Here is a 21437-nt window from a genome sequence, read left to right as displayed (position 1 = left end):
GTTGCAGAGTACTTCGTTCTTATCTTGGTAGTTATAATGGGTTGTATGAACTATATAATAATAAAGTGTCTGTATCTTCAATTCATCTTTGGAATTGTAATTCTAATGAATACAACACACCTTTTGTTAAAATAATGTTGCCCGGAGTTCCATGCGTTTTAATAAATTTAACTTATAGAAATCATGGTCTTTTTGTAAAAAGTAACAATCCTAAAAATATAAATTCTTTTGAAGATTTAATTAGAAGTGATATTAAGTTTATTAATAGAGAAAAAGGCTCTGGTACTAGAATTTTATTAGATGAAAAACTAAATTCATTAAATATCAATCCTAACTTAATAAATGGTTATGAAAATGAAGAGTTATCTGCTACTAGTGCTGCTACTTTTGTAGCAAGGGGTATTGTAGATGTAGCACTTGGCCATGAGAAAGTTGCAACTCAAGTTGATGGAATTGATTTTATTCCTCTACAAAAAGAACGCTATGATTTAGTTATAAAAGAAAAAGATTTATATTCACCAGTATGCAAAGCTATCATAGAGATTTTAAATTCTGATAAATTCCAATCTGAGATTCAATGTCTTGGAGGATATGATATAAGTGATATGGGAAAAATTATTGCAAATACATCAAATATCTAAAATCCTAATTTATTAGTTATACTAAAAAAACTTACAAATGATTATTTATCACTTGTAAGTTTTGTAATTACTTTCTACATAATTTAAAGAAATCTTCTTCAGTTTGCTTTATTATTAGTTCTCCATCTATTTTTCCAACTGCTTCCTTTGAAAATGCTCTACAAGCCCCTATACATCCTGTTTTAACATTTTCCTCTCCTACTGTTTCTTTTAACTTATTTACATCTATATTTGAACAATATGGGCATACTCTTATCATATTATTATAATCCTCCTCTTAAATAATTTAATATATTGTAAATATACCCACTAAAAAATTTATAAAACAAAATTTTACTTATTTTTATATTTTTCTTTAAATTCTTCGTCTACAGAAGTTTCTATTTTAGTTTGCTGATACCTGTTGCTATCAATTCCCTTTTTTGTTAATAAAAAATTCATTATCATTTTATCCATTATAAATATGCTAGCTAATAACATTGGTATTAAAATAATAACAAATAAATATTTTTGATTTTTAAATAACTTCCCATATTTTTTGCTAAATCTCCATCGTCTTAATGAAATTACATTTGTTGACTTTTTCATTTTGCCCCCTACGCTCTCCTTTTTAATCATATTTCTATTCAACTTTATTATATAGCACCTCTATAAAGCTATCAATCGACTTTAAAGTATTTTTTTTTACATAAAATATATTTAGCATTAGTCTTTTATTAGATATATTTATTTAACCGAATAGTATCTTGTATACACATCCTTACTGTGCTATACTAAATAAGTTATTTTAAAGAAGAGAGGAGAACAAAAATGGCAAACAAAAAAATTATAAATATCGCAGTTATCGCCCACGTTGATGCTGGTAAGTCAACATTAGTTGATGCATTCTTACATCAATCAGGAACATTTAGAGATAACGAAGTTGTAAAAGACTGTGTAATGGATAGTAATGCCCTTGAAGCAGAGAGAGGTATAACAATATATTCTAAAAACTGTTCTATAAACTACAAGGATTACAAAATAAACATAGTAGATACTCCAGGACATAGTGACTTCTCATCAGAAGTTGAGCGTGTTATCAAAACAGTTGATACAGTTGTATTATTAGTTGATGCTAGTGAAGGACCGATGCCTCAAACTAGATTCGTTTTACAAAAATCATTAGAAGCTGGACTTAGACCTATATTATTCATAAATAAAATAGATAAGCCAGATCAAAGAGCTGAAGAAGTTGTAGATGAGGTATTCGACTTATTCGTAGACTTAAATGCTACTGATGAGCAATGTGAATTCCCAATAATCTACGGTATAGCTAAGAACGGTATAGCTCAAAGAGAAATGGATGAGGAAAGTACTGACCTTTCTCCATTATTTGAAACTGTAATCGACCATGTTGAATCTTACCCTAACTATGATGCAGAACCTTTACAATTACAAATATCTGCACTTGCATACGATGACTATGTAGGTAGACTTGGTATAGGTAGAGTTTACAAAGGAACTGTAAAAAATGGTTCTCAAGTAGCTGTATGTAAAGCTGATGGAACTGTTGGAAGAGGAAAAATATCTAAGCTTACAGTTTATGAAGGTTTAGTTCAAGTAGAAACAGATGAAGCTGGTTCTGGTGAAATAGTAGTTGTTGCTGGTATGCCTGATATATCTATAGGAGAAACTTTATGTGACACTGACAATCCATTACCAATGGAACTGATACACATAGAAGAACCTACATTATCTATGAACTTCTTAGTTAATGATTCTCCATTCTGTGGTAAAAGTGGTAAGTTTGTAACTACTAGACATATAAAAGATAGATTAGATAAAGAATTAGAAGTTAACGTTGGACTTAAAGTTGAAGCAATGGATACTACTGACGGATATAGAGTATCTGGACGTGGAGAGCTTCACTTATCTATACTTCTTGAGAATATGAGACGTGAAGGTTATGAAATAGGTGTTTCTAAGCCTGAAGTTTTAATGATAAAAGAAGATGGAAAATTATTAGAACCAATGGAAAGAGTTATAGTTAACTGTCCAGAGATTTACTCAGGAACTGTTATAAACAAACTTAACTTAAGAAAAGCAATGATGGAAGCAATGGAAATAGAAGGAGATTATGTTAAAATAACATTTATAGCTCCAACTAGAGGATTACTTGGTTACAGAAGTGAATTCATAAACGATACTCGTGGAGAAGGTACTTTAGTTAGATCATTCGAAAAATACGAAGAACACAAAGGTGCAATACCAGGAAGAAGTAATGGAGTTTTAGTAGCTCAAGGACCAGGTACTACTATGGCTTATTCTCTTAGTGCTTTAAGTGACAGAGCTCAAATGTTCGTAGATCCAGGAGTTGATGTTTACGAAGGTATGATAATCGGTATGAACTCTAGAAAAGATGATATGGTTGTTAACTCTTGTAAAAACAAGAAATTAACTAACGTTCGTGCTTCTGGTACTGATGATGCTGTTAAATTACAACCTGCTAGAACATTTACTCTAGAAGAAGCTTTAGAATTTATAGATGATGATGAATTAGTTGAAATAACTCCTGATAGTATAAGACTTAGAAAAAAATTCTTAAATGAAACTGAAAGATTAAGATATAACAAGTCAAGACAATCAAAATAATAAATTATAATAGATTAAAAGCTCATGTTTAATACATGAGCTTTTTCTATGAATAAATTTTTAGATTAATTTTCAAGTGCAACATCATCTAATATATGACTTTCTGATATGTATGACAAGAAAGTTAGTCCATACATAACGCCTACTAAAACTAATGTTATAAATACTATTCCCATACGACTCTTCCTCCTTCTTTTGATATATTATAACTCTCTCATATGAATAATTTGTGAATTTCATTAAAATTTATTATAAACTTACTAGTTTTATTTTAAAGTTTATCCATATTTCGTGTTACTTATTCACTATAATATAATACTATATTATACTAGTGTTTAGCTTTTTTCTAGTTTCGATTTTGTAAACATTATCATTTTTTAATATAAATTTATTTTTATATTAGAACTTCTTGACTTTGCATTGCATATAGATTAGAATACTTACTAAATATTATATTTTTTTACTCATATTTAAGAGACTTCTACCACAATTAAATTTTTATTTTATATATAAAAGCTAAGATTAGGAAGAGTAAATTTAGATCAGTTAACAGAGATGGGAACCTATAAGCTGAAAAGTTTCCTTAACAAGATAAATCGAAAACTACCTATGAGCTTCTTTCCCAAGTTATCTGTATTAAATTCACAGATTTTAGTAAGAATAGACGTTTAAACTGCGTTAAAGTATCAAGTGGGTTTATTTATAATAAATCAATTTGGGTGGAACCGCGTGAGCAAACTCTCGTCCCTATTTAGGGATGAGAGTTTTTTGTGTTATAATAAATTATTTTTTAAAGGAGATGATAAAATGTTTTATTTAAGTACTAGAGGTTTTGAGGAAAATTTAACCTCTTCTCAAGCTATTATAAAAGGAATTTGTCCAGATGGAGGTCTTTATGTTCCTAGTGAATTTCCTAATATATCTAATGAGCTTTCAAATTTAATAGCTTTAGATTATTCTCAATTAGCTTTTTTTATACTTAACAAATTTTTAGTTGATTTCACTAATGATGAATTAAATTCTTGTCTCGTAAATTCTTATGAATGCAAATTTAAAAAAGGCTGTATTGCTCCTATTGTTAATATCAATGAGAATTTCTTTTTAGAGTTGTATCACGGTCCTACTCTTGCTTTTAAGGATATGGCCTTAACTATAATGCCACACTTGCTAAAAACCTCTATTGATAAAAATAATTTAAATAAAAAAGTACTTATACTTACGGCTACTTCTGGTGATACTGGAAAAGCCGCTCTAGAAGGTTTTAAAAATATCAACAATGTAAAGATAATGGTTTTCTTCCCAGAAAAAGGAGTAAGTAGCATACAGAAATTACAAATGAGAACTCAAGAAGGAAATAATACTTATGTAGTTGGAATAAATGGAAATTTTGACGATGCCCAAAATGGAGTTAAAGATGTTTTTAACGATAATGAATTTAATCAAAAACTAAATTCTAAAGGGTACATTTTATCTTCTGCAAATTCTATAAATATAGGCAGATTATTACCTCAGATAGTCTATTACTTTTATTCATATACTAATCTTGTTAAGCAAGGTAATATAAATATTTTTGATAAAATTAACTTTGTAGTTCCTACAGGAAACTTTGGTAATATTTTGGCTGGGTATTATGCAAAAATGATGGGTCTTCCTATAAACAAACTAATCTGTGCCTCTAACGACAACAATGTCCTTTATGATTTCTTTTCAACTGGTATTTATAATAAAAATCGTAAATTAAAGCTTACTACTTCCCCATCAATGGATATACTTATTTCTAGTAATCTAGAAAGATTGTTATTCGAAATTTGTAATAGAGATAGTAAAACTTTAAATACTCTTATAAATAATTTAAATAACAAAGGCTATTATGAAATTTCAGATGACATGAAAGTAAAGCTAGATTCTTTCCAATCTGAATACGCTAGTATAGAAGAAGTAAAAACTACAATAAATAAAGTATTTAATAATTACAACTATTTAATAGATACTCATACTGCAGTTGCTTACTGTGCATATGAAAAGTATAAAGAAAAAACTAATGATAATACTAAAACAGTAATTGTAAGCACTGCAAGCCCATATAAATTTTCTAAAGATGTTCTCAATTCACTTTTAGAGATGGATGATAATGATAATGAATTTGAAATTATAAAAACTTTATCAAATATAACTAATACTGAAATTCCAGAGTCTATTAAAATTCTAAAAGATAAAAATGTAATTCATAAAGATGTTTATGAAAAAAATAATTTAAAGGTATCTATTGAAAATTTTTTAAAGGTATAGGTGAATAATTATGTTAGAAATAATAGTTCCTGCTACAAGTGCAAATATAGGGCCAGGATTTGATTGTCTTGGTATTGCCCTTAATTTATATAATAAATTTTACATTGAAGAAATAGAAAATAGTGTACAAATAGTTGGTTGTGAAGATGCTTTTAGTAATAAAGATAACTTAGTCTATAAATCTATGAAATACTTTTTTGATAATGTTGAATGTAACTATATTCCTAAAGGAGTTAAAATATATATAAAAAGTGATATTCCTATTTCAAGAGGTCTAGGAAGTAGCGCTACTTGTATAGTAGCTGGTGTTTTAGCTGCTAATCATTTAAGTAAATCTAATTTATCTAAAGATGAACTGCTTAAATTAGCTACTGAAATTGAAGGTCATCCTGACAATGTAGCTCCTGCTATTTTTGGAAATATGATAGTCTCAATTATGGATGATAGTAAAATTCATTATAATATTATAAAAATCCCTAATGAACTTAAGTTTTGTGCTATAATTCCCGACTTTAGACTTTCTACTGAAAAAGCTCGTTCAGTACTACCTGTCAACGTACCTCATACTGATGGAATCTTTAACGTAGGTAGAGTTTCATTATTAATATCAGCGATAATGAATAGTAAATTTGAGCTTATTAAAGTTGCTTGCCAAGATAAAATGCATCAAAACTACAGAGGTACTTTAATAAAAGATTATGATAATATTGTTTCTTATGCAAATAACTTGAATTGTGTTGGTGTATTCTTAAGTGGTGCTGGTCCTACTATAATGTCTATTATTAAACATGAAGATAGGCATTTTATAAACAACATGAGCTCTTTCTTAAATAAATTAGAATCTAGTTGGGTTGTACAAGATTTAGAATGTGACTATTCTGGTGCTATAGTAAATATTTTAGAGTGAAATAAATAAGCCTATAAAGTTAATTTATAAATTTTAACTTTGTAGGCTTATTTATTTTTTTACTTAGTATCTTAATATTATTTTCATAATAATTTTAAATTTATATATTCTTTTTCATAAAATTATAGTATAATATTTTTATTACCAGGTCATAATACTAAGCATTGTAACCTAGTGTTTTATTTTATCGGAGGTGAATATTATTAAACCATTAATAATCGGAGATTTAATAGCTAAAATACCTATTATACAAGGTGGAATGGGGGTAGGTATATCTAGATCTTCTCTAGCTTCTGCTGTCGCTAAAGCTGGGGGTATTGGAGTAATATCTAGTGCCCATGTAGGCTATGATGAAAATGATTTCGAGAAAGATCCTTTAGGATCAAACTTAAGATCCCTAAATAATCACATAAAAAAAGCAAAAGAAAACTCCTTAGGAGGTATAATTGGCGTAAATATTATGGTTGCTGCAAAAAACTATGATATGTTTGTAAGAGAATCTATTAAAGCAGGTGTTGACATAATAATATCTGGTGCTGGGCTTCCATCTAAGCTTCCATCTTTAACAAAAGGTACTTCTGTAAAAATTGCACCTATTGTATCTTCTTATAAAGCCGCCAATGTTATTTTGAAAATGTGGGATAAAAAAGAGGAAACTACAGCAGATTTAATAATAGTAGAAGGTCCTAAGGCTGGAGGTCATCTGGGTTATAACTTAAATCAACTTAGTAATATAGATGATTTAAATTACGACGAAGAGTTCTTAGAAATAATTAAAATAGCTAAACTTTATGGTGATAAATATAATAAATCTATACCTGTAATAGCTGCTGGTGGCATATCTAATGGAGATGATGTGAAAAAATATATTGACCTTGGTGCTTCTGGTGTCCAGATAGGAACTAGATTTGTACCTACTTTTGAATGTGATGCTCATTATAACTTTAAAATGTCTTACATAAATTCTAAAAAAGAAGATATAAAAATTGTAAAAAGCCCCGTAGGTCTTCCTGGTCGAGCTATAAGAAATAAATTTATTAAAGATGTTGAAAAATTCTCGCCAGAAATAAAAAAATGCTATAATTGTTTGATTCCTTGTAATCCAAAAAATACACCCTATTGCATATCTTTAGCCCTTATAAATGCAGTTAAGGGTGATATTGATAACGGTTTGCTATTTTGTGGAAGTCACGCATACAGAATAGATAAATTATCTTCTGTAGATGAGGTTTTAGAGGAACTAACATGTAGATTATAGATAATTAATTTCTTACTTTAAACTTATATTTAAACCTTTTATTAAACACTCCAACCTAAGGTTATATATTAGCTTTTATTAATGTAAGAATTAAAAAAACATGGAATACTTTTTATTAAGTATTCCATGTTTTTTTTTAAATATATTGAAACTATTCCTTAAAAATGTTAAATTAGATAAAGATACTATTTTAATAATAAAATTCGGGAGAGTGATGGAAAATGGACCATAGTCCGTTGCGGGCATGTAATAGTACCATCACTTATTATAATCTTAAAATAAACTAATTCTTTATTTGATTTATATAAATTAGTTATTTAATAGATAATATTAAGTGATGACATTTATATAAAATTGAATAAAGGATGTGTTGCCATGATAAGATACTACAAAACTATTGACAACAAATTAGAAAAGCTTAATTCTTTTGAAAATGGTTGTTGGATAAATCTTATAGAGCCTAATCAAGGTGAAATTAAAGAAATATCCAACTTATTAGATATAGATATAGATAGTATAAAATCTGCACTTGATGAAGAAGAACGTTCAAGAATTGAAATTGAAGATAATCATACACTTATACTTATAGATATTCCAGTAGATGAAAGTGATGATAAATCTACTCACTACTCTACTATACCTTTAGGTATAATTTTACTAGATGAAGCTATATTAACAGTTTGTACAGCTCAAACTAAAATTTTAAATGACTTCATTGTAGGTCATATTAAAGATTTTTATACCTTCAAAAAAACTAGGTTTATACTTCAAATTCTTCATAAAAATGCAAGTTATTATTTACATTATCTAAGAAGAATAAATAGGATGACAACAATTATAGAAAAAGAAATTTATAAGTCAATGAAGAATAAAGAGCTTATTCAACTTCTAGAGCTCGAAAAATCTTTAGTATACTTCTCTACTTCATTAAAAGCTAACGAACTAGTTTTGAACAAAATGGTTCGTACAAATAGTATCAAGAAGTATCCTGATGATGAGGATTTACTTGAAGATGTTATAGTAGAAAATAAACAGGCAGTAGAAATGGCCACTATTTACGGAGATATATTAAGCAGAATTATGGATGCTTTTAGTGCAATCATAAGTAATAATCAAAATAATGTTATGCAATTTTTAACTTCTGTTACTTTGATATTCTCTATTCCTACTATTGTATCTGGATTTTTCGGAATGAACGTAGGCGGAATTCCTTATGCAAATGATGTAAATGGTTTTTGGATTGTAATGTTAATTACTACATTAATTTGCTTAATGATTACCTTCTTTATGTCTAAAAATAAGTTATTATAATCACTAAATAAATTTAAGAATGTTATATTCTTGCAATGTATAATTTGCTTATATAATCATTCATTTAAGGAGAAATAATCCTTCAAAACAAGTTAAGTTCTTAGTTTTGAAGGTTTTTTATTCTATTAGGAGGTATTCTTGTTATGAATTATATACTTTTAGTAGTAGGATTTATTCTACTAGTAAAGGGTGCTGATTATTTTATCGATGGCTCAGCTAATATAGCACGCTATTTTAATATTCCATCACTTGTAATCGGTCTTACTTTAGTTACTTTTGGTACTAATGTACCAGAGGCTGCAGTTAGTATTACAGCTTCTAGTTTTGGTGAAACTGGTATTGCTATCGGTAATGTACTTGGGTCAAATTTATTTAATTTATTAATGATCGTTGGGTGTTCTGGTGTAATCCAAACACTAACATTCAAAGGCTCAGTGCTTAAAAGAGAATTCCCTCTTTTATTATTTTCATCTTTATTACTAATTTTATTGTCTCTTGATTTAGTTTTAAGTAGAATTGATGGTATTATATTATTAATTTTATTTACTGCATTTATATATTATATAGTAGCTACAAATATTAAATCTGCAAAAAAACTATCAGGTCAAGATAACATTGCTATTTCATGCGATTCCACATTAGTAGGAATAAGTAAAACTAGTTCTATAATAAAAGCTTCAACTATATCTATTATAGGTATTCTATCTATTATTTTAGGTGGCAGATTAGTAGTAACTTGTTCATCTACTATAGCTTCTAATTTTGGTGTGAGTGATAATATAATCGGACTTACCATTGTTGCTATTGGTACTTCTTTGCCTGAGCTAATAACTGCATTAGTCGCTGCTACTAAAGGTGAAAGTGACATTGCTATTGGCAGTGTTATAGGCTCTAATATATTTAACATATTATTTATCCTTGGATTATCCGCTACTATGTATCCATTACGAATAGATCCTAAGTTAATTTTTGATGGTATTTGCATGGTACTAGCTACATTCATTACTTACTTATTTGCATTTAAAAATAAAAATATTACTAAGTTTGAAAGTGGTACTTTAATATTTTTATATCTTAGCTATATTTTATATTTAATAAATAATGTGTAACAAAAAAAGAAAGCCTTAGCTTTCTTTTTTGTTATTTACTTATTTTCATGTTATCTTCTATTTTTTCAAATAATTCTTCTAAATTCTCTGTAATATCTAATATGTATGCTGGAACATACTCTTCTTGTATTTCTTCTTTTTCTTGTAACTTAAATGGTGCTATTAATATATCATCAAAGTTTATATCAATCTTAGGAATCTTTTCTAGAATTTCCTCGCTATCTTCATAGCCTTCCTCTGCTAAAGCCTGGTACATATCTAAACTTTTCTTATAGTATAAGCGTGCCAACATATACTCGGACTTTTTGCACCCTAACCTTAAACCTTCTGTATAGTATTTTTCAGCTTCACTATCTTCATTTAATTTTAAACTTAAGTGTCCTAGATTGTAAATAGATTCAATACATTGCTCACTTCTAGTTTTTTCATACCAGTATTTAGAATTTACATAATCTTTATAGTGTATGTCATATATTACACCTAGCATATGTTGAGAATATACATGATTTTCATTAGCTGCTACTTCAAACATTTTTTTAGATTCTTCATAACTTAAATTAGTAAAGTATATTTCACCTAAATGTATACGTGCATTTATATTATTTTTATTTGCTGCTATTTCAAAGTACTTTGTAGCATTCTCTATATCTCCTAAGTTTTTGTATATTACTCCTAGTCTATAACTAGACCTAGTATCACCATTTTCACAAGCCTTCATATACCAAGCTATTGCTTCTTCATAACAATCATACTCTTCATATATGTTGCCTAATTTTATTTGACAAGATAAATCTTCTGATTTTCTTAAATAATAAGAAATTGCTTTTTCTTTATTTCCATTTTTATAGTACAAGTCACCTATATTTTCTATAGCTACTTTGCATCCATCATTTATTGCTTCTTCATATAATTTTATAGCACTTTCATATTCTTTTTCTTCAAAGTAAATTCCTGCTAGATTATTTTTAGCTTCTACTAATTTTTTTTCTAAGCACATTTCATAATATTTTTTAGCTTCTTCTACTTTATTTTCTTTATTATATAAATTAGCTAGTCTATATTTAGCTAACAAATGATTTTCTTCAATTGCCATTTTATAATAGCCTATAGCATCCTCACTTTCCTCTTCTCTATCATATAGGAATGCTAGCCTATACTGTGATTCTGTATGATGATTATCAGCACTTTTTATATAATATCTTTCTGCTTCATCAAAGTTTTCATTTATCTCCATAAGCATACCTATATTAAAGCATCCTTTTTCATGTCCTATCTTATGTAAGTGCTTATATAAGCTTATAGCCTCTTTATTTTCTTTTTCTTCTTGATATAAAATTGCTAAATTATACTTACTATCTTCATCTAATAATACAGATCCTTTTTTATAATAATCCAAAGCTTCATCTTTTCTATTAATGGTATTGTATAAAATCCCTAAGTTGAAACAAGCCTTACCTAAGTTGCCGCTTGCTGCTTCCTTTAGCCACTTTTCACTTCTTTCATAATCTTTTAATTTAAAATAACTAACACCTAAATTGTTTTGAGCTTGTAAATGACCTTCTTTTGCTATTTTTTCATACCAATAAATGCAATACTCATAAGCATCTATGTCAAAATACATATTACCTAAATCAAAAGCCGCATCTAGCATACCGTTTCTATAAGAAAGACTATACCACTCTTCTGCTTCATTATATTGTCCTTTTTTAAAGTATATATTTCCTAAACTATATTGAGACTTAACATAATCATGTTTAGCTGCAACTTTATATGCTTCTATAGCACTGTCTACTTTCCCAAGCTTCTCATAAAAAACACCTTTAGTATGGTATACTTTTGGGTCATTAGGTATATTTTTCATTTTATTTATGGAAAATCTTGTATTTTTCATATTTTACTCCCTATCATTTTTTACATATTTATACATTGTAGCATATTTAATTATATAACATAATTTATTCTAGTAGTATAATTTTTTAGTACTATTTTATTTATTGTATATATTCTTATTGTATATATTGTCCTTGTATTCAAATTTTATTTTGTTTTTATATTTACTTAATTTTATTATTTGTATATCATATAAAAGTGTCTATCATATAGCCAACAAGGGGGGGATTCTTTGAATTTAAATAATGTTTTTATTCAAGTTTTAGTTTTATTTACACTAATTTTAGTAGGATATGTTGCCAGAAAGAAAGATTTTATGGATGAAGAATTTACTTCTAAACTTTCAAAACTTACTATGACTATCTTCTTACCATCTATGATAATAAGTTCTATGCAGTTAGAGTATAATTCTCATATGATTGGCAAAATAACTAATCTAATTTTGATTTCTTTAATTATGTACACAATATCTTTTACTATTGCATATCTTATCAAGTTTATTTTTAAATCTAAAGAAAATTTAGGTATATATCAATTTGTAATTTTATTTTCAAATGTTGGTTTTATGGGCTATCCAGTAGTAGAAGCTGTATTAGGAAAAGAAGCAATATTTTTTACTTCTATTTTTAATTTGCCCTTTAACTTACTAGTTATGACTATAGGTGCATTTCTTTTAGCCAAGGATAATGATTCTTATACATTTTCTCTAAAATCCATTATTAGCCCTGTAATAATAGCAGTAATTTTAGGTCTTATATTATTTATTTTCAGTATTAAATTGCCTTTATTTTTAAATAGACCTCTAGAACTTTTAGGTAATGTTACTACTCCAGTATCTATGTTAATAATAGGTAGTATGCTTTGTAACTCTTCTGCCTTTGATTGTTTTTTTAATAAAAAACTATATTTTATAACTTTTATTAGACTAGTATTACTTCCTACTATTATTTATTTTATGCTCAAGGGAATAGTTAGAGATGATATGCTTTTAGCAATACCAGTTGTAATTTCAGCAATGCCTGCTGCTGCAAATACTGCTATACTAGCAAATGAATATAATGCTAATGAATCTTTAGCTTCTCAGGCTGTATTTTTTACAACTTTATTTTCAATTGTTACAATTCCTTTGATATCAGGTATATTATTGGTATAATATAGTTAATAGAGGTGATAACTATGGATATAGATTTAATTTTTAAATTAGTTCTTATTATTGTAATTATAGGAATTTCAGTTAAAGCTTTAAAGTTTTTAACAAGTTTTATATTTAAAATAGCTTTAGTTGCACTTATAATATTAGTCGTTTACAAAATGTTTATAGGTGTGTAAAAATTTTTCGAGCTTAAGGTTATGCATTAACGTTGTTTTGGATATTAACAAATGATTTATTCATTTAAAAAAAGAGAGTTAAATATTTTAACTCTCTTTTTAGTGTTTATTTTACAGTTTTTAAATCTATATAAGCTTCAATCTGCGGAATATACAACATATCCTTATCTTTCATGTGAGTATTTCCAAATTCTTTAAGTTCTGTTCCTTCTTTATCTTTAGTTATTTTATATTTTATAATTTCTTTTTCTACATCTATATCAGCATGAAAAAACATTCCTTCATACTGCTTAAATCTGAAATTGAAATTATCTCTTGTTAGTTTAATAATTAATTTTTGCATAATATGTCCTTTCTCTACTATCTTTCTAAATTTATTTAATTATAGCATAGGTATTTTGTTTCCTCAAACCTTCTTTTACTTTATAATATAGGTAGAAAGAAGGTGATTTATATAAAAAAAATCAGATTATTTTCATTGTTACTTTTTCCTATAGCCTTATTTATTAATTTTATAGGTTCGAAATTCCCAAACTTAGTAGATAAATATTATTCTACATACATAAACAAAGTTACTATAAGTATATTAAGCAAAGTTACTGAGATTTTTCCTTTTTCATTGTACGAAGTATGTATGTATTTAATAGTTTTTTCAACAATAATATTCCTAATATATATTATTAAAACTATTCTTACCGATAAAAAATCCTTTAAAAAATTAATAGTAAATTCATCACTTAATATTCTAAGTATTTTATCAATACTTTACTTTTTATTCATATTGTTGTGGGGATTAAATTACAACAGAACCCCTCTTCAAACTGTACTATTAAGTAACTATAATTCTTCATATAATAAAAATATTTCTCTACCTAGGCATAACACGGAGGATTTAAAAAAACTGTATCAATTTTTAATTAGTAAATCTAATGAAACTAGAAATTTGGTTTCAGAAGATAGTAATGGAGTTATGAAATCTAATACAGACTACAAAGGTATTATTTCTAGAGCTCAAACAGGTTATAACAATATCTCTACTATTTTACCTCAAGTAAAAGGAGATTATGCTAAACCTAAATATGTACTATCTTCTAATTTAATGTGTTATACAGGTATCTTAGGAATATACTTCCCGTTTACAGGTGAGGCTAACGTAAATGTAGCTGTACCCGATGTATACATATCTTCTACAGTTCTACATGAAATGGCTCATCAAAGAGGTTTTGGAAGTGAGGATGAAGCTAATTTTATAGGTTACTTAGCCTCTATCAATCATCCAGATATAGACTTTCAATATTCTGGATATATATTAGCTTTAAAACATACTGCTCGTGCACTTGCTTCAGTAGATTACGACTCTTATCTTAACCTTAGTGAGAATATATCTAGTCAAGTTAGCCATGATTTAAAATATAACAGTGAGTTTTGGAAAAAATACGAGGGTAAAATTGAAGAAGTTTCAGACAAGTTTAATGACTCTTATCTAAAATCTAATGGTGTTAAAGAAGGTACTGCCAGCTACGGAAAAATAGTAGACTTACTTTTGACTTACTATTCTCTTTATTCTTATTAGAATTAAATTTATATAAGCAAAATAATATTTCCCAATTATCTTGTTTCCTAAATTTTATGTATTAAAAAGCTGTGCTACATTAAATATATTAGCACAGCTTTTATGTATTAAATAATTGATTTTTATAAATCTACATATAATCTTTGGTGTCTTTTGGTAATCCTTTTTTACCTAGTCTATCTTCTATAACATCCTTTATTATAGAGTATATTAATGCAAATAAAGGTACACCAATAATCATACCTACTAATCCTAATAACTTTCCAGCTACTAATAGTGAGAACAATATCCAAAATGCAGATATGCCTATTGAATCTCCTAATATTTTAGGTCCTATAATATTGCCATCTAATTGTTGAATTACAAGTATTATTAATAAGAACCATAAAGCTTTTATTGGAGATACAAACATTATTATTATAAATGATGGTATTGCCCCAAAAAATGGTCCAAAAAATGGTATAATATTTGTTATACCTATTATCACAGATATAAGTATAGTATAAGGCATCTTAAACACTGTTAATATAACAAATGTAAGTATCGCTATTATTAATGAGTCAATAATTTTACCACTTAAAAATTTGCCAAAGGTATCATTTGTTCTATGAGCTAAAGATACCGCTATATCTGCATTTTTTTTTGGTAATAAAGCATAGATAGTCTTCTTACTTAATGCAGCAAATTTTTCTTTATCTATTAACATATAAATTGATATTATTAATCCTAATATTATATTCCATACACTAGATAGTATTATCTTAACCTTATCTGCTAATACAGGCAGTAAGTTAGTAATCACATTTATAGTGTAGTTTATAAATTCATTCCACTTGTCTATAGCTACACCAACATACTGATTATCAAGGTCTAGTTTTGATGTTGCTTCCTCTAATAATGATGTTACATTTGTTACGTATGTAGGTATATCATTTACAAGTCCTACTATACTATCTACTACTTGAGGAAGTACAAATTGTATAAATAAATACATCATAATAAATGTTATTGTATACGTAATTAAAAGACCGATTCCTCTTTTAGATTTCTTTCCAAGGTTTTTCATACCATTTCTAGATAGTAATTTTTCTTCAACAAATACTAATATAAAGTTTAATAAATAAGCAATTACAAACCCTATTATAAATGGCTGTAAAGTTGAAACTATCCAACCTAGTTTACTAGTAAATTCACCCATGCTATTAAGTATGCTAAAAAATAATATACTACAACAAATTACAATAAATGTATAAGTTGATATAGTGGTATATTTTTTGTTCCATTCTATTTTCATATGTCCTCCCTAATTTTTTGTTTTTTGTTTGATAATAAATTTCTTATTTTTACATATTATTTGTATTTTAACACTAATTATGTCAATTAGTAAATGTAATATAACATATATATTCTTACTTTTCCATATTTTTTGTACTTTATGTATTTGAATTTTTCTTCATATTAGATGTTACTTTTATATTTATAGTTTTTATATTTAATATTGGCTTTTATTGTCCCCTTTTTTACCTTTTAAACATATATTTATATTACGTAGTAATCTACTACTATAAAATATTTAACATGGAGTGTTGTTTATGAGTAAAGACTGTGTAAATAAAGACAACTGCTGTAAACTTCCTAAAAATACGAAAAAGGATATTTGCTCCCATTCTTCTAAAAATATGTGCCCTATGTTTGTATATCCAATAAATTTATGCGATTGCCAAATGTACAATATATTATGCGATTGTATGGGTAAAGTCATTGGATTGAAACTTGAAGATAGTGATTGTATTTTAAGACTTCGCATTTGTCAAGTAAGTCACTGTGCTGTTATGGGGAAAACAGCATCTGGAAAAGGGCCTATATATGTAAAATTAAGCTCTATACAATATATAGATTTAGGAAAAGAAACTTATGTAAATCCATTATGTAATGTTACTGTTGGAACTGGTACACCTGGTCCTAAAGGTGATAAGGGTGATATAGGTCCTCAAGGTCCTAAAGGCGACAAAGGCGATATAGGTCCTCAAGGTCCTAAAGGCGACAAAGGCGATATAGGTCCTCAAGGTCCTAAAGGCGACAAAGGCGATATAGGTCCTCAAGGTCCTAAAGGCCTTAAAGGGGACAAAGGTGATGTAGGTTCTCAAGGTCCTGCTGGTCCTCAAGGCACTATTGCTCCATCCACTAAAGAAAATAATTATATACCACCTAAAAAGGTGCCTTATAAAAAATAGACTAAAAAAGGAAGCTAATGCTTCCTTTTTTACATCCTTTTTAGCTTCCTACTACATAATCATTTTCTAAGTCTATTTCTTTGATAAAACAGTGTGGATTTTGTATAATTATAATTTTTTTAGATTTAGTAAGCTTCTTTATATAACTTTCTAATTTCATTGCTTTACTTTTAGTATTGGTTTCAAAGTAAACCTCTAGTTTTTCAAAGCCTCTTGCTCTTGTATATTTACAGTTTATTCCCTTTTTGTGTTCTTCTACTCTTCTTTTTATATCACTTGTGTAACCAGTATATAAAGTATTATCTTTGCATCTAATTATATAGGTAAAATACATAAGTCTCTCCATTTTATTTAAATTTACAATAATATAATATCATAGTTATTCTATTAATTGTAATACACTAAAAAACTCAGCCTATAATTTAGGTGAGTTTCTTAGTGTGTATTTTAATTTATTGATGTATACTTCTAACAATTTTTTCTTCTTTATTATCAGTTCTTATTTTTACAATTTTAGCTGCTACACCTACTACAGTAGCACCATCAGGCACATCTTTTAGTACTACTGAGTTTGCTCCTATTTTTGAGTCAGACCCAATATTTATTGGACCTAAAATTTTTGTTCCTGCTCCTATTACTACATCATTCCCCACTGTAGGATGCCTTTTGCCTGTATCCTTACCTGTTCCACCTAAAGTTGTTCCATGATAAATAGTTACCCTGTCTCCTACCTCTGCTGTCTCTCCTATTACTACGCCCATTCCATGGTCTATTAAGATACAGTCTCCTAAAGTTGCTCCAGGATGTATTTCTATTCCTGTAAAAAATCTTGCTATCTGTGATATTAGTCTTGCTGTAAAAAATAACTTATACCTATATAAAAAATGAGATATTATATGAGCTATCCTAGCATGAACGGATGGATATAATAATAATACTTCTATCTTTGATCTTGCCGCCGGATCATTTTCCATTATAAACTCTATATCCTTATTTATCTTTTTAAACATTAATATTCTTCCCTTCATTATTAATTAGTAAATAATTTTATTCAAATATTCCCATAGAAATATACTTTTCTACTCCATCTGGAGCTATAGTAACTATTTTCTTATCCGGATATTTTTTTGCTAATTCTAGTGCTCCATATACATTTGCGCCTGAAGATATACCTACTAGTATTCCTTCTTTCTCTGCTATCAATCTTACACCTTCAAAAGCTTCATCATCGTCTATAACCATTACTTCATCTACTACGGTTTCATCATAGTTTTTAGGCACAAACCCAGCTCCTATTCCTTGTATTTTATGTGTTCCACTTATGCCTTGAGATATTTTAGGTGATTTTTTAGGTTCTATAGCAATTATTTTAACATTCGAATTTTTTTCTTTTAAATATTTTGCGGTTCCACTTAATGTACCTCCCGTACCTACACCACATACAAATATATCTATATCAGGAATATCGTTATATATTTCAACACCTGTAGTTTTATAATGAGCATTTGGATTATCTAAATTATCAAATTGTCCAAGACTTTTATATTTGTCATTAGATTCTAGAAGTTCATCAGCTTTTTCAATAGCTCCCCCCATTCCCTTTGAGCCTTCTGTTAATATAAGTTTTGCTCCATAGGCCTTCATTAAAGCTCTTCTTTCTATACTCATAGTTTCAGGCATTACTATTATTACCTCATATCCTTTTAATCGACCTATCATAGCTAAAGCGATTCCTGTATTCCCACTAGTTGCTTCTACTAGCACATCTCCTTTTTTTAATTTTTCACTTTTTTCCAACCCATCTATCATAAAGTAAACTGCTCTATCCTTTACACTTCCACCTGCGTTTACTTTTTCTAGTTTTAAATATATATTACCATTGTTTAAATTATTTAATTTTATTATAGGTGTATTCCCTATTAAGCTTAATATATTATTATATATCATAATCCATTCTCCCTTCAATCACTATCAAATTGATAATTATAAGTTTATTATATTATTATCATTTTGATAATGCAACAATTTTTATTTTTTTTATGAATAAATTATCTAAAATAGAAAAAGTCTACTTTTATTGTAGACTTTTTTCTATTCAAATAATTCTTTTCCCATATTTACAAACATTTGAAGTATTAAATAAGATTTGATATCTATAATTTCATTGCCTTGAAGAATTGCTTTAGCATCTTCTTTAGATACTAAAATAGCTTCTATATCCTCATCATCTTCTAAATATTCATTACTTATTTCTCCATCACATAAACAATATACAAAAGCAACTGACTCATCTGTCATACCTGGCGATAAATAAACCTTATCCCTACTATTTATTTTGCTTATTTCTAAAAGTTCTAAGCCTGTTTCTTCTTTTAACTCTCTAGCTACAGTTCCTTTTGTATCTTCATCATTATCTACAAGGCCTGCTGGTAATTCGTATATATATCTATTTATCGGCACTCTATATTGTTTTATTAAAACTAATTTATTTTTACTTTTATGAAGCGCTGCAATAACTACCGCATCTATTCTGTCATCTTCATTCTCTAAATATATTTTTTCTAAATCTTCTCTATTTTTCCTAGATGCTACCGTCCAATGCTTATCTTCACCTTTTTTGTTTTTGTATTCTACATCATAAAGTCCTACAAATTTTGTTTCTACTAACGGACTTATCTTTTTTATTTTTGTATTATTCAACTTTTCTACTCCCTTTCTCTATTTTATGTATAAATATATTGCTATCATAAGTATACTGTATAATTTTTACTATTACATAATTATATTAATTTAATATAATTTTAGTTATTGATTAACTTCAAATTTGTTTTTGACTAAATTTAGTAAGACCTACACACAATAACTTATTATCATGTATAGGTCTATATATTTATAATTATCTATATATTCATTTCGATATTATTTTTGTCTATAAACCCTATATCTATTTTACAATCAAATATCTCTCTTAATAATATAGCTAACTCATCTCTAGCTTGTATTACTTTTTCTTCATTTTTATTTTTAAAGCCATCTATAGGGAAAAATACATCCACTGTATTGTCCGTAATTTTTCCCACTTCTCCTTGCCTCCAAATCCATTTTCTAGTCTTAACTTCATCACCTATAGAATAAATTAATTCTCCATCCTCTAGAATCTCTTCATTTTCTTCTCCAAAAGGTACGAATTTATCCCCATTTTTTGAAAATCTTACACAAATATCATTGTTTGCATGTCCTATATCATGAGCACCTAAAGGAACTAAATATTTTAATGATACTGCATTTCCTAAATCTACAATAGGGTTTATATTAGGCAATCCTTTACTTTTGGCTACTCTGCTTGTCATAGCTTCAATAGAGCTCATAAATTTATTAGGATTTACTCCTAATTCCTTAAATGCATCTCTATAAGGACTAATTTCTAAGCTTTCTTTAACATTTTTATCCTTAAAATACTCTTCTACTCCACTTATACTTTTATTTAGTAAATTTGTTATTATCTCTAGATCTTTTTTATTATCTAATCCTCTAGCAACTACTACTCCAAAGCAAACATCATTTAGTTTATTAAATACTTCCTTCGATACCTTAAATTTCATATAGCCTCCCAATATGTTTTACTTTTATTATATCCTTATAATTTTAATAAATATACAAATATAAATTGATTTTTATATATAAATTTTATAGCATATTAATATTCATTTTCTATACTTGTAATACACCATATTCCATTTTGTTCTTTTATATTAATATTTGTTTCACTGCTATTGTACGGACCACTAGATGTTTCCCAAGAAAACTTAATCGTCACGGTATATGATTTATCTTTATTTTGTTTATTATAAATAATTTCATAATTACTTATCCATGGACTAGAAAATCCAGTTACCCATGCATAATTTTTATCTTTTTCCATAGTTTTTACAAAGTCTTTCTTTAACTCTTTGCACATTACAGCGTATTGTAGGGGACCACTTCTGTTTTTTACCCCTTGTGCATAGATATATACTACTTCATCTTTAGATTTAGCTCCTAAGCTATCCAGTGCTTGAATTAATAATTTATTTTTTTCTTCTATTTGTTGAATATATACCGCATCACTTTTATTTTCTGTGGTATTACCTTTTGCTTCTATATCTTTTACTTCTACAAAAATAATTACCATTATTAGCAATAAAATAACCATTATTTTTTTCACAGCATTACTCCTTATTAAGAAATTTTATAATAGCTTTTCCATTTTTAGTATATAAATACAA

The 21437-nt window shown here is 27.6% G+C and carries 22 protein-coding genes and 1 other annotated feature; of the genes, 11 read left to right on the top strand and 11 right to left on the bottom strand.

The genetic code is table 11. The features are described 5' to 3' along the window. Positions 1-641 (top strand): substrate-binding domain-containing protein (locus ACRC03_RS07710; protein ID WP_438651985.1); only part of this gene is annotated, 641 nt, incomplete at its 5' end. A gap of 67 nt (positions 642-708) precedes the next feature. On the opposite strand, the gene ACRC03_RS07705 is transcribed toward ACRC03_RS07710, so the two are convergent. Beyond that, entirely contained in the window at positions 709-900 is a 192-nt protein-coding gene (locus ACRC03_RS07705; protein ID WP_438651984.1) for a DUF1450 domain-containing protein, read from the bottom strand. Positions 901-974: 74 nt separating this feature from the next. After that, positions 975-1229 (bottom strand): hypothetical protein, encoded by a 255-nt coding sequence (locus tag ACRC03_RS07700; RefSeq protein WP_438651983.1) that lies wholly within the window; start codon positions 1227-1229, stop codon positions 975-977. Between the two features lie 222 nt (positions 1230-1451). On the opposite strand from ACRC03_RS07700, the gene typA reads away from it, so the two are divergent. The 6 genes from typA (at position 1452) to ACRC03_RS07670 (ending at position 10146) form a co-directional block, all read left to right on the top strand. Further along, positions 1452-3272, top strand: a complete 1821-nt coding sequence (gene typA / locus ACRC03_RS07695) for a translational GTPase TypA (RefSeq protein WP_438651982.1) — start codon at positions 1452-1454, stop codon at positions 3270-3272. 509 nt (positions 3273-3781) lie between these two features. Next, positions 3782-4024 (top strand) — a binding site (T-box leader). A gap of 55 nt (positions 4025-4079) precedes the next feature. Then, positions 4080-5561, top strand: coding sequence for a threonine synthase (thrC, locus tag ACRC03_RS07690; RefSeq protein ID WP_438651981.1), 1482 nt, complete (start codon positions 4080-4082; stop codon positions 5559-5561). Positions 5562-5571: 10 nt separating this feature from the next. Next, a complete protein-coding gene (gene thrB, locus ACRC03_RS07685) occupies positions 5572-6468 on the top strand; it encodes a homoserine kinase (RefSeq protein ID WP_438651980.1) in 897 nt (298 codons plus the stop codon). Positions 6469-6667: 199 nt separating this feature from the next. Beyond that, a complete protein-coding gene (locus tag ACRC03_RS07680; protein ID WP_438651986.1) occupies positions 6668-7726 on the top strand; it encodes an NAD(P)H-dependent flavin oxidoreductase in 1059 nt (352 codons plus the stop codon). A 375-nt stretch (positions 7727-8101) separates the two neighbouring features. Further along, the gene (locus ACRC03_RS07675; RefSeq protein ID WP_438651979.1) at positions 8102-9037 is read left to right on the top strand and encodes a magnesium transporter CorA family protein; all 936 of its coding nucleotides are present in this window, start codon (positions 8102-8104) and stop codon (positions 9035-9037) included. Between the two features lie 143 nt (positions 9038-9180). Continuing rightward, on the top strand, positions 9181-10146 hold the full coding sequence (locus ACRC03_RS07670; protein ID WP_438651978.1) for a calcium/sodium antiporter: 966 nt from the start codon (positions 9181-9183) through the stop codon (positions 10144-10146). A 31-nt stretch (positions 10147-10177) separates the two neighbouring features. Here ACRC03_RS07670 and ACRC03_RS07665 read toward each other — a convergent pair whose 3' ends face one another. Next, the gene (locus ACRC03_RS07665) at positions 10178-12037 is read right to left on the bottom strand and encodes a tetratricopeptide repeat protein (RefSeq protein ID WP_438651977.1); all 1860 of its coding nucleotides are present in this window, start codon (positions 12035-12037) and stop codon (positions 10178-10180) included. Between the two features lie 231 nt (positions 12038-12268). Here ACRC03_RS07665 and ACRC03_RS07660 point away from each other — a divergent pair, with 231 nt between their 5' ends. Together ACRC03_RS07660 and ACRC03_RS07655 are read left to right on the top strand one after the other, a co-directional pair. Further along, positions 12269-13189, top strand: coding sequence for an AEC family transporter (locus ACRC03_RS07660; RefSeq protein ID WP_438651976.1), 921 nt, complete (start codon positions 12269-12271; stop codon positions 13187-13189). Between the two features lie 23 nt (positions 13190-13212). Further along, positions 13213-13365, top strand: coding sequence for a hypothetical protein (locus tag ACRC03_RS07655; RefSeq protein WP_438651975.1), 153 nt, complete (start codon positions 13213-13215; stop codon positions 13363-13365). A 106-nt stretch (positions 13366-13471) separates the two neighbouring features. On the opposite strand, the gene ACRC03_RS07650 is transcribed toward ACRC03_RS07655, so the two are convergent. Then, the gene (locus ACRC03_RS07650; protein WP_438651974.1) at positions 13472-13708 is read right to left on the bottom strand and encodes a hypothetical protein; all 237 of its coding nucleotides are present in this window, start codon (positions 13706-13708) and stop codon (positions 13472-13474) included. 102 nt (positions 13709-13810) lie between these two features. On the opposite strand from ACRC03_RS07650, the gene ACRC03_RS07645 reads away from it, so the two are divergent. Continuing rightward, positions 13811-14938 (top strand): DUF3810 domain-containing protein, encoded by a 1128-nt coding sequence (locus ACRC03_RS07645; protein ID WP_438651973.1) that lies wholly within the window; start codon positions 13811-13813, stop codon positions 14936-14938. A gap of 130 nt (positions 14939-15068) precedes the next feature. On the opposite strand, the gene ACRC03_RS07640 is transcribed toward ACRC03_RS07645, so the two are convergent. Continuing rightward, positions 15069-16232, bottom strand: a complete 1164-nt coding sequence (locus ACRC03_RS07640; protein ID WP_438651972.1) for an AI-2E family transporter — start codon at positions 16230-16232, stop codon at positions 15069-15071. Between the two features lie 298 nt (positions 16233-16530). Here ACRC03_RS07640 and ACRC03_RS07635 point away from each other — a divergent pair, with 298 nt between their 5' ends. Then, positions 16531-17172: a hypothetical protein gene (locus ACRC03_RS07635; RefSeq protein ID WP_438651971.1), complete on the top strand. Its 642-nt coding sequence runs from the start codon at positions 16531-16533 to the stop codon at positions 17170-17172. A gap of 40 nt (positions 17173-17212) precedes the next feature. Here ACRC03_RS07635 and ACRC03_RS07630 read toward each other — a convergent pair whose 3' ends face one another. The 6 genes from ACRC03_RS07630 to ACRC03_RS07605 form a co-directional block, all read right to left on the bottom strand. After that, a complete protein-coding gene (locus ACRC03_RS07630) occupies positions 17213-17506 on the bottom strand; it encodes a GIY-YIG nuclease family protein (RefSeq protein WP_438651970.1) in 294 nt (97 codons plus the stop codon). Positions 17507-17624: 118 nt separating this feature from the next. Further along, positions 17625-18182, bottom strand: a complete 558-nt coding sequence (gene epsC / locus ACRC03_RS07625; protein WP_438651969.1) for a serine O-acetyltransferase EpsC — start codon at positions 18180-18182, stop codon at positions 17625-17627. 37 nt (positions 18183-18219) lie between these two features. Beyond that, positions 18220-19119, bottom strand: a complete 900-nt coding sequence (gene cysK / locus ACRC03_RS07620) for a cysteine synthase A (protein WP_438651968.1) — start codon at positions 19117-19119, stop codon at positions 18220-18222. A 144-nt stretch (positions 19120-19263) separates the two neighbouring features. Continuing rightward, complete coding sequence (locus ACRC03_RS07615; protein WP_438651967.1) at positions 19264-19872, bottom strand: NUDIX hydrolase; 609 nt, start codon at positions 19870-19872, stop codon at positions 19264-19266. Between the two features lie 200 nt (positions 19873-20072). Then, the gene (locus ACRC03_RS07610) at positions 20073-20774 is read right to left on the bottom strand and encodes a B3/B4 domain-containing protein (protein ID WP_438651966.1); all 702 of its coding nucleotides are present in this window, start codon (positions 20772-20774) and stop codon (positions 20073-20075) included. Between the two features lie 95 nt (positions 20775-20869). Then, positions 20870-21376, bottom strand: coding sequence for a hypothetical protein (locus ACRC03_RS07605; RefSeq protein ID WP_438651965.1), 507 nt, complete (start codon positions 21374-21376; stop codon positions 20870-20872). Positions 21377-21437: the final 61 nt, after the last annotated feature.

Source organism: Romboutsia sp. (assembly GCF_051659545.1).
In the GTDB taxonomy this organism is placed as follows: Bacteria; Bacillota; Clostridia; order Peptostreptococcales; family Peptostreptococcaceae; genus JBOFOR01.
The sequence above is the reverse complement of the archived record's forward strand: the minus strand, read 5'-3'. Positions and strand labels throughout refer to the sequence as shown.

Excerpts from the sequence above, each read along its gene's own strand:
- ACRC03_RS07610 (WP_438651966.1), bottom strand. The coding sequence starts at position 20,774 with ATGAAATTTAAGGTATCGAAGGAAGTATTTAATAAACTAAATGATGTT.
- ACRC03_RS07635 (WP_438651971.1), top strand. The coding sequence starts at position 16,531 with ATGAGTAAAGACTGTGTAAATAAAGACAACTGCTGTAAACTTCCTAAA.
- ACRC03_RS07640 (WP_438651972.1), bottom strand. The coding sequence starts at position 16,232 with ATGAAAATAGAATGGAACAAAAAATATACCACTATATCAACTTATACA.
- ACRC03_RS07650 (WP_438651974.1), bottom strand. The coding sequence starts at position 13,708 with ATGCAAAAATTAATTATTAAACTAACAAGAGATAATTTCAATTTCAGA.
- ACRC03_RS07705 (WP_438651984.1), bottom strand. The coding sequence starts at position 900 with ATGATAAGAGTATGCCCATATTGTTCAAATATAGATGTAAATAAGTTA.
- ACRC03_RS07675 (WP_438651979.1), top strand. The coding sequence starts at position 8,102 with ATGATAAGATACTACAAAACTATTGACAACAAATTAGAAAAGCTTAAT.
- ACRC03_RS07655 (WP_438651975.1), top strand. The coding sequence starts at position 13,213 with ATGGATATAGATTTAATTTTTAAATTAGTTCTTATTATTGTAATTATA.
- ACRC03_RS07665 (WP_438651977.1), bottom strand. The coding sequence starts at position 12,037 with ATGAAAAATACAAGATTTTCCATAAATAAAATGAAAAATATACCTAAT.
- epsC (WP_438651969.1), bottom strand. The coding sequence starts at position 18,182 with ATGTTTAAAAAGATAAATAAGGATATAGAGTTTATAATGGAAAATGAT.
- thrB (WP_438651980.1), top strand. The coding sequence starts at position 5,572 with ATGTTAGAAATAATAGTTCCTGCTACAAGTGCAAATATAGGGCCAGGA.
- ACRC03_RS07670 (WP_438651978.1), top strand. The coding sequence starts at position 9,181 with ATGAATTATATACTTTTAGTAGTAGGATTTATTCTACTAGTAAAGGGT.
- ACRC03_RS07630 (WP_438651970.1), bottom strand. The coding sequence starts at position 17,506 with ATGTATTTTACCTATATAATTAGATGCAAAGATAATACTTTATATACT.
- typA (WP_438651982.1), top strand. The coding sequence starts at position 1,452 with ATGGCAAACAAAAAAATTATAAATATCGCAGTTATCGCCCACGTTGAT.
- thrC (WP_438651981.1), top strand. The coding sequence starts at position 4,080 with ATGTTTTATTTAAGTACTAGAGGTTTTGAGGAAAATTTAACCTCTTCT.
- cysK (WP_438651968.1), bottom strand. The coding sequence starts at position 19,119 with ATGATATATAATAATATATTAAGCTTAATAGGGAATACACCTATAATA.
- ACRC03_RS07700 (WP_438651983.1), bottom strand. The coding sequence starts at position 1,229 with ATGAAAAAGTCAACAAATGTAATTTCATTAAGACGATGGAGATTTAGC.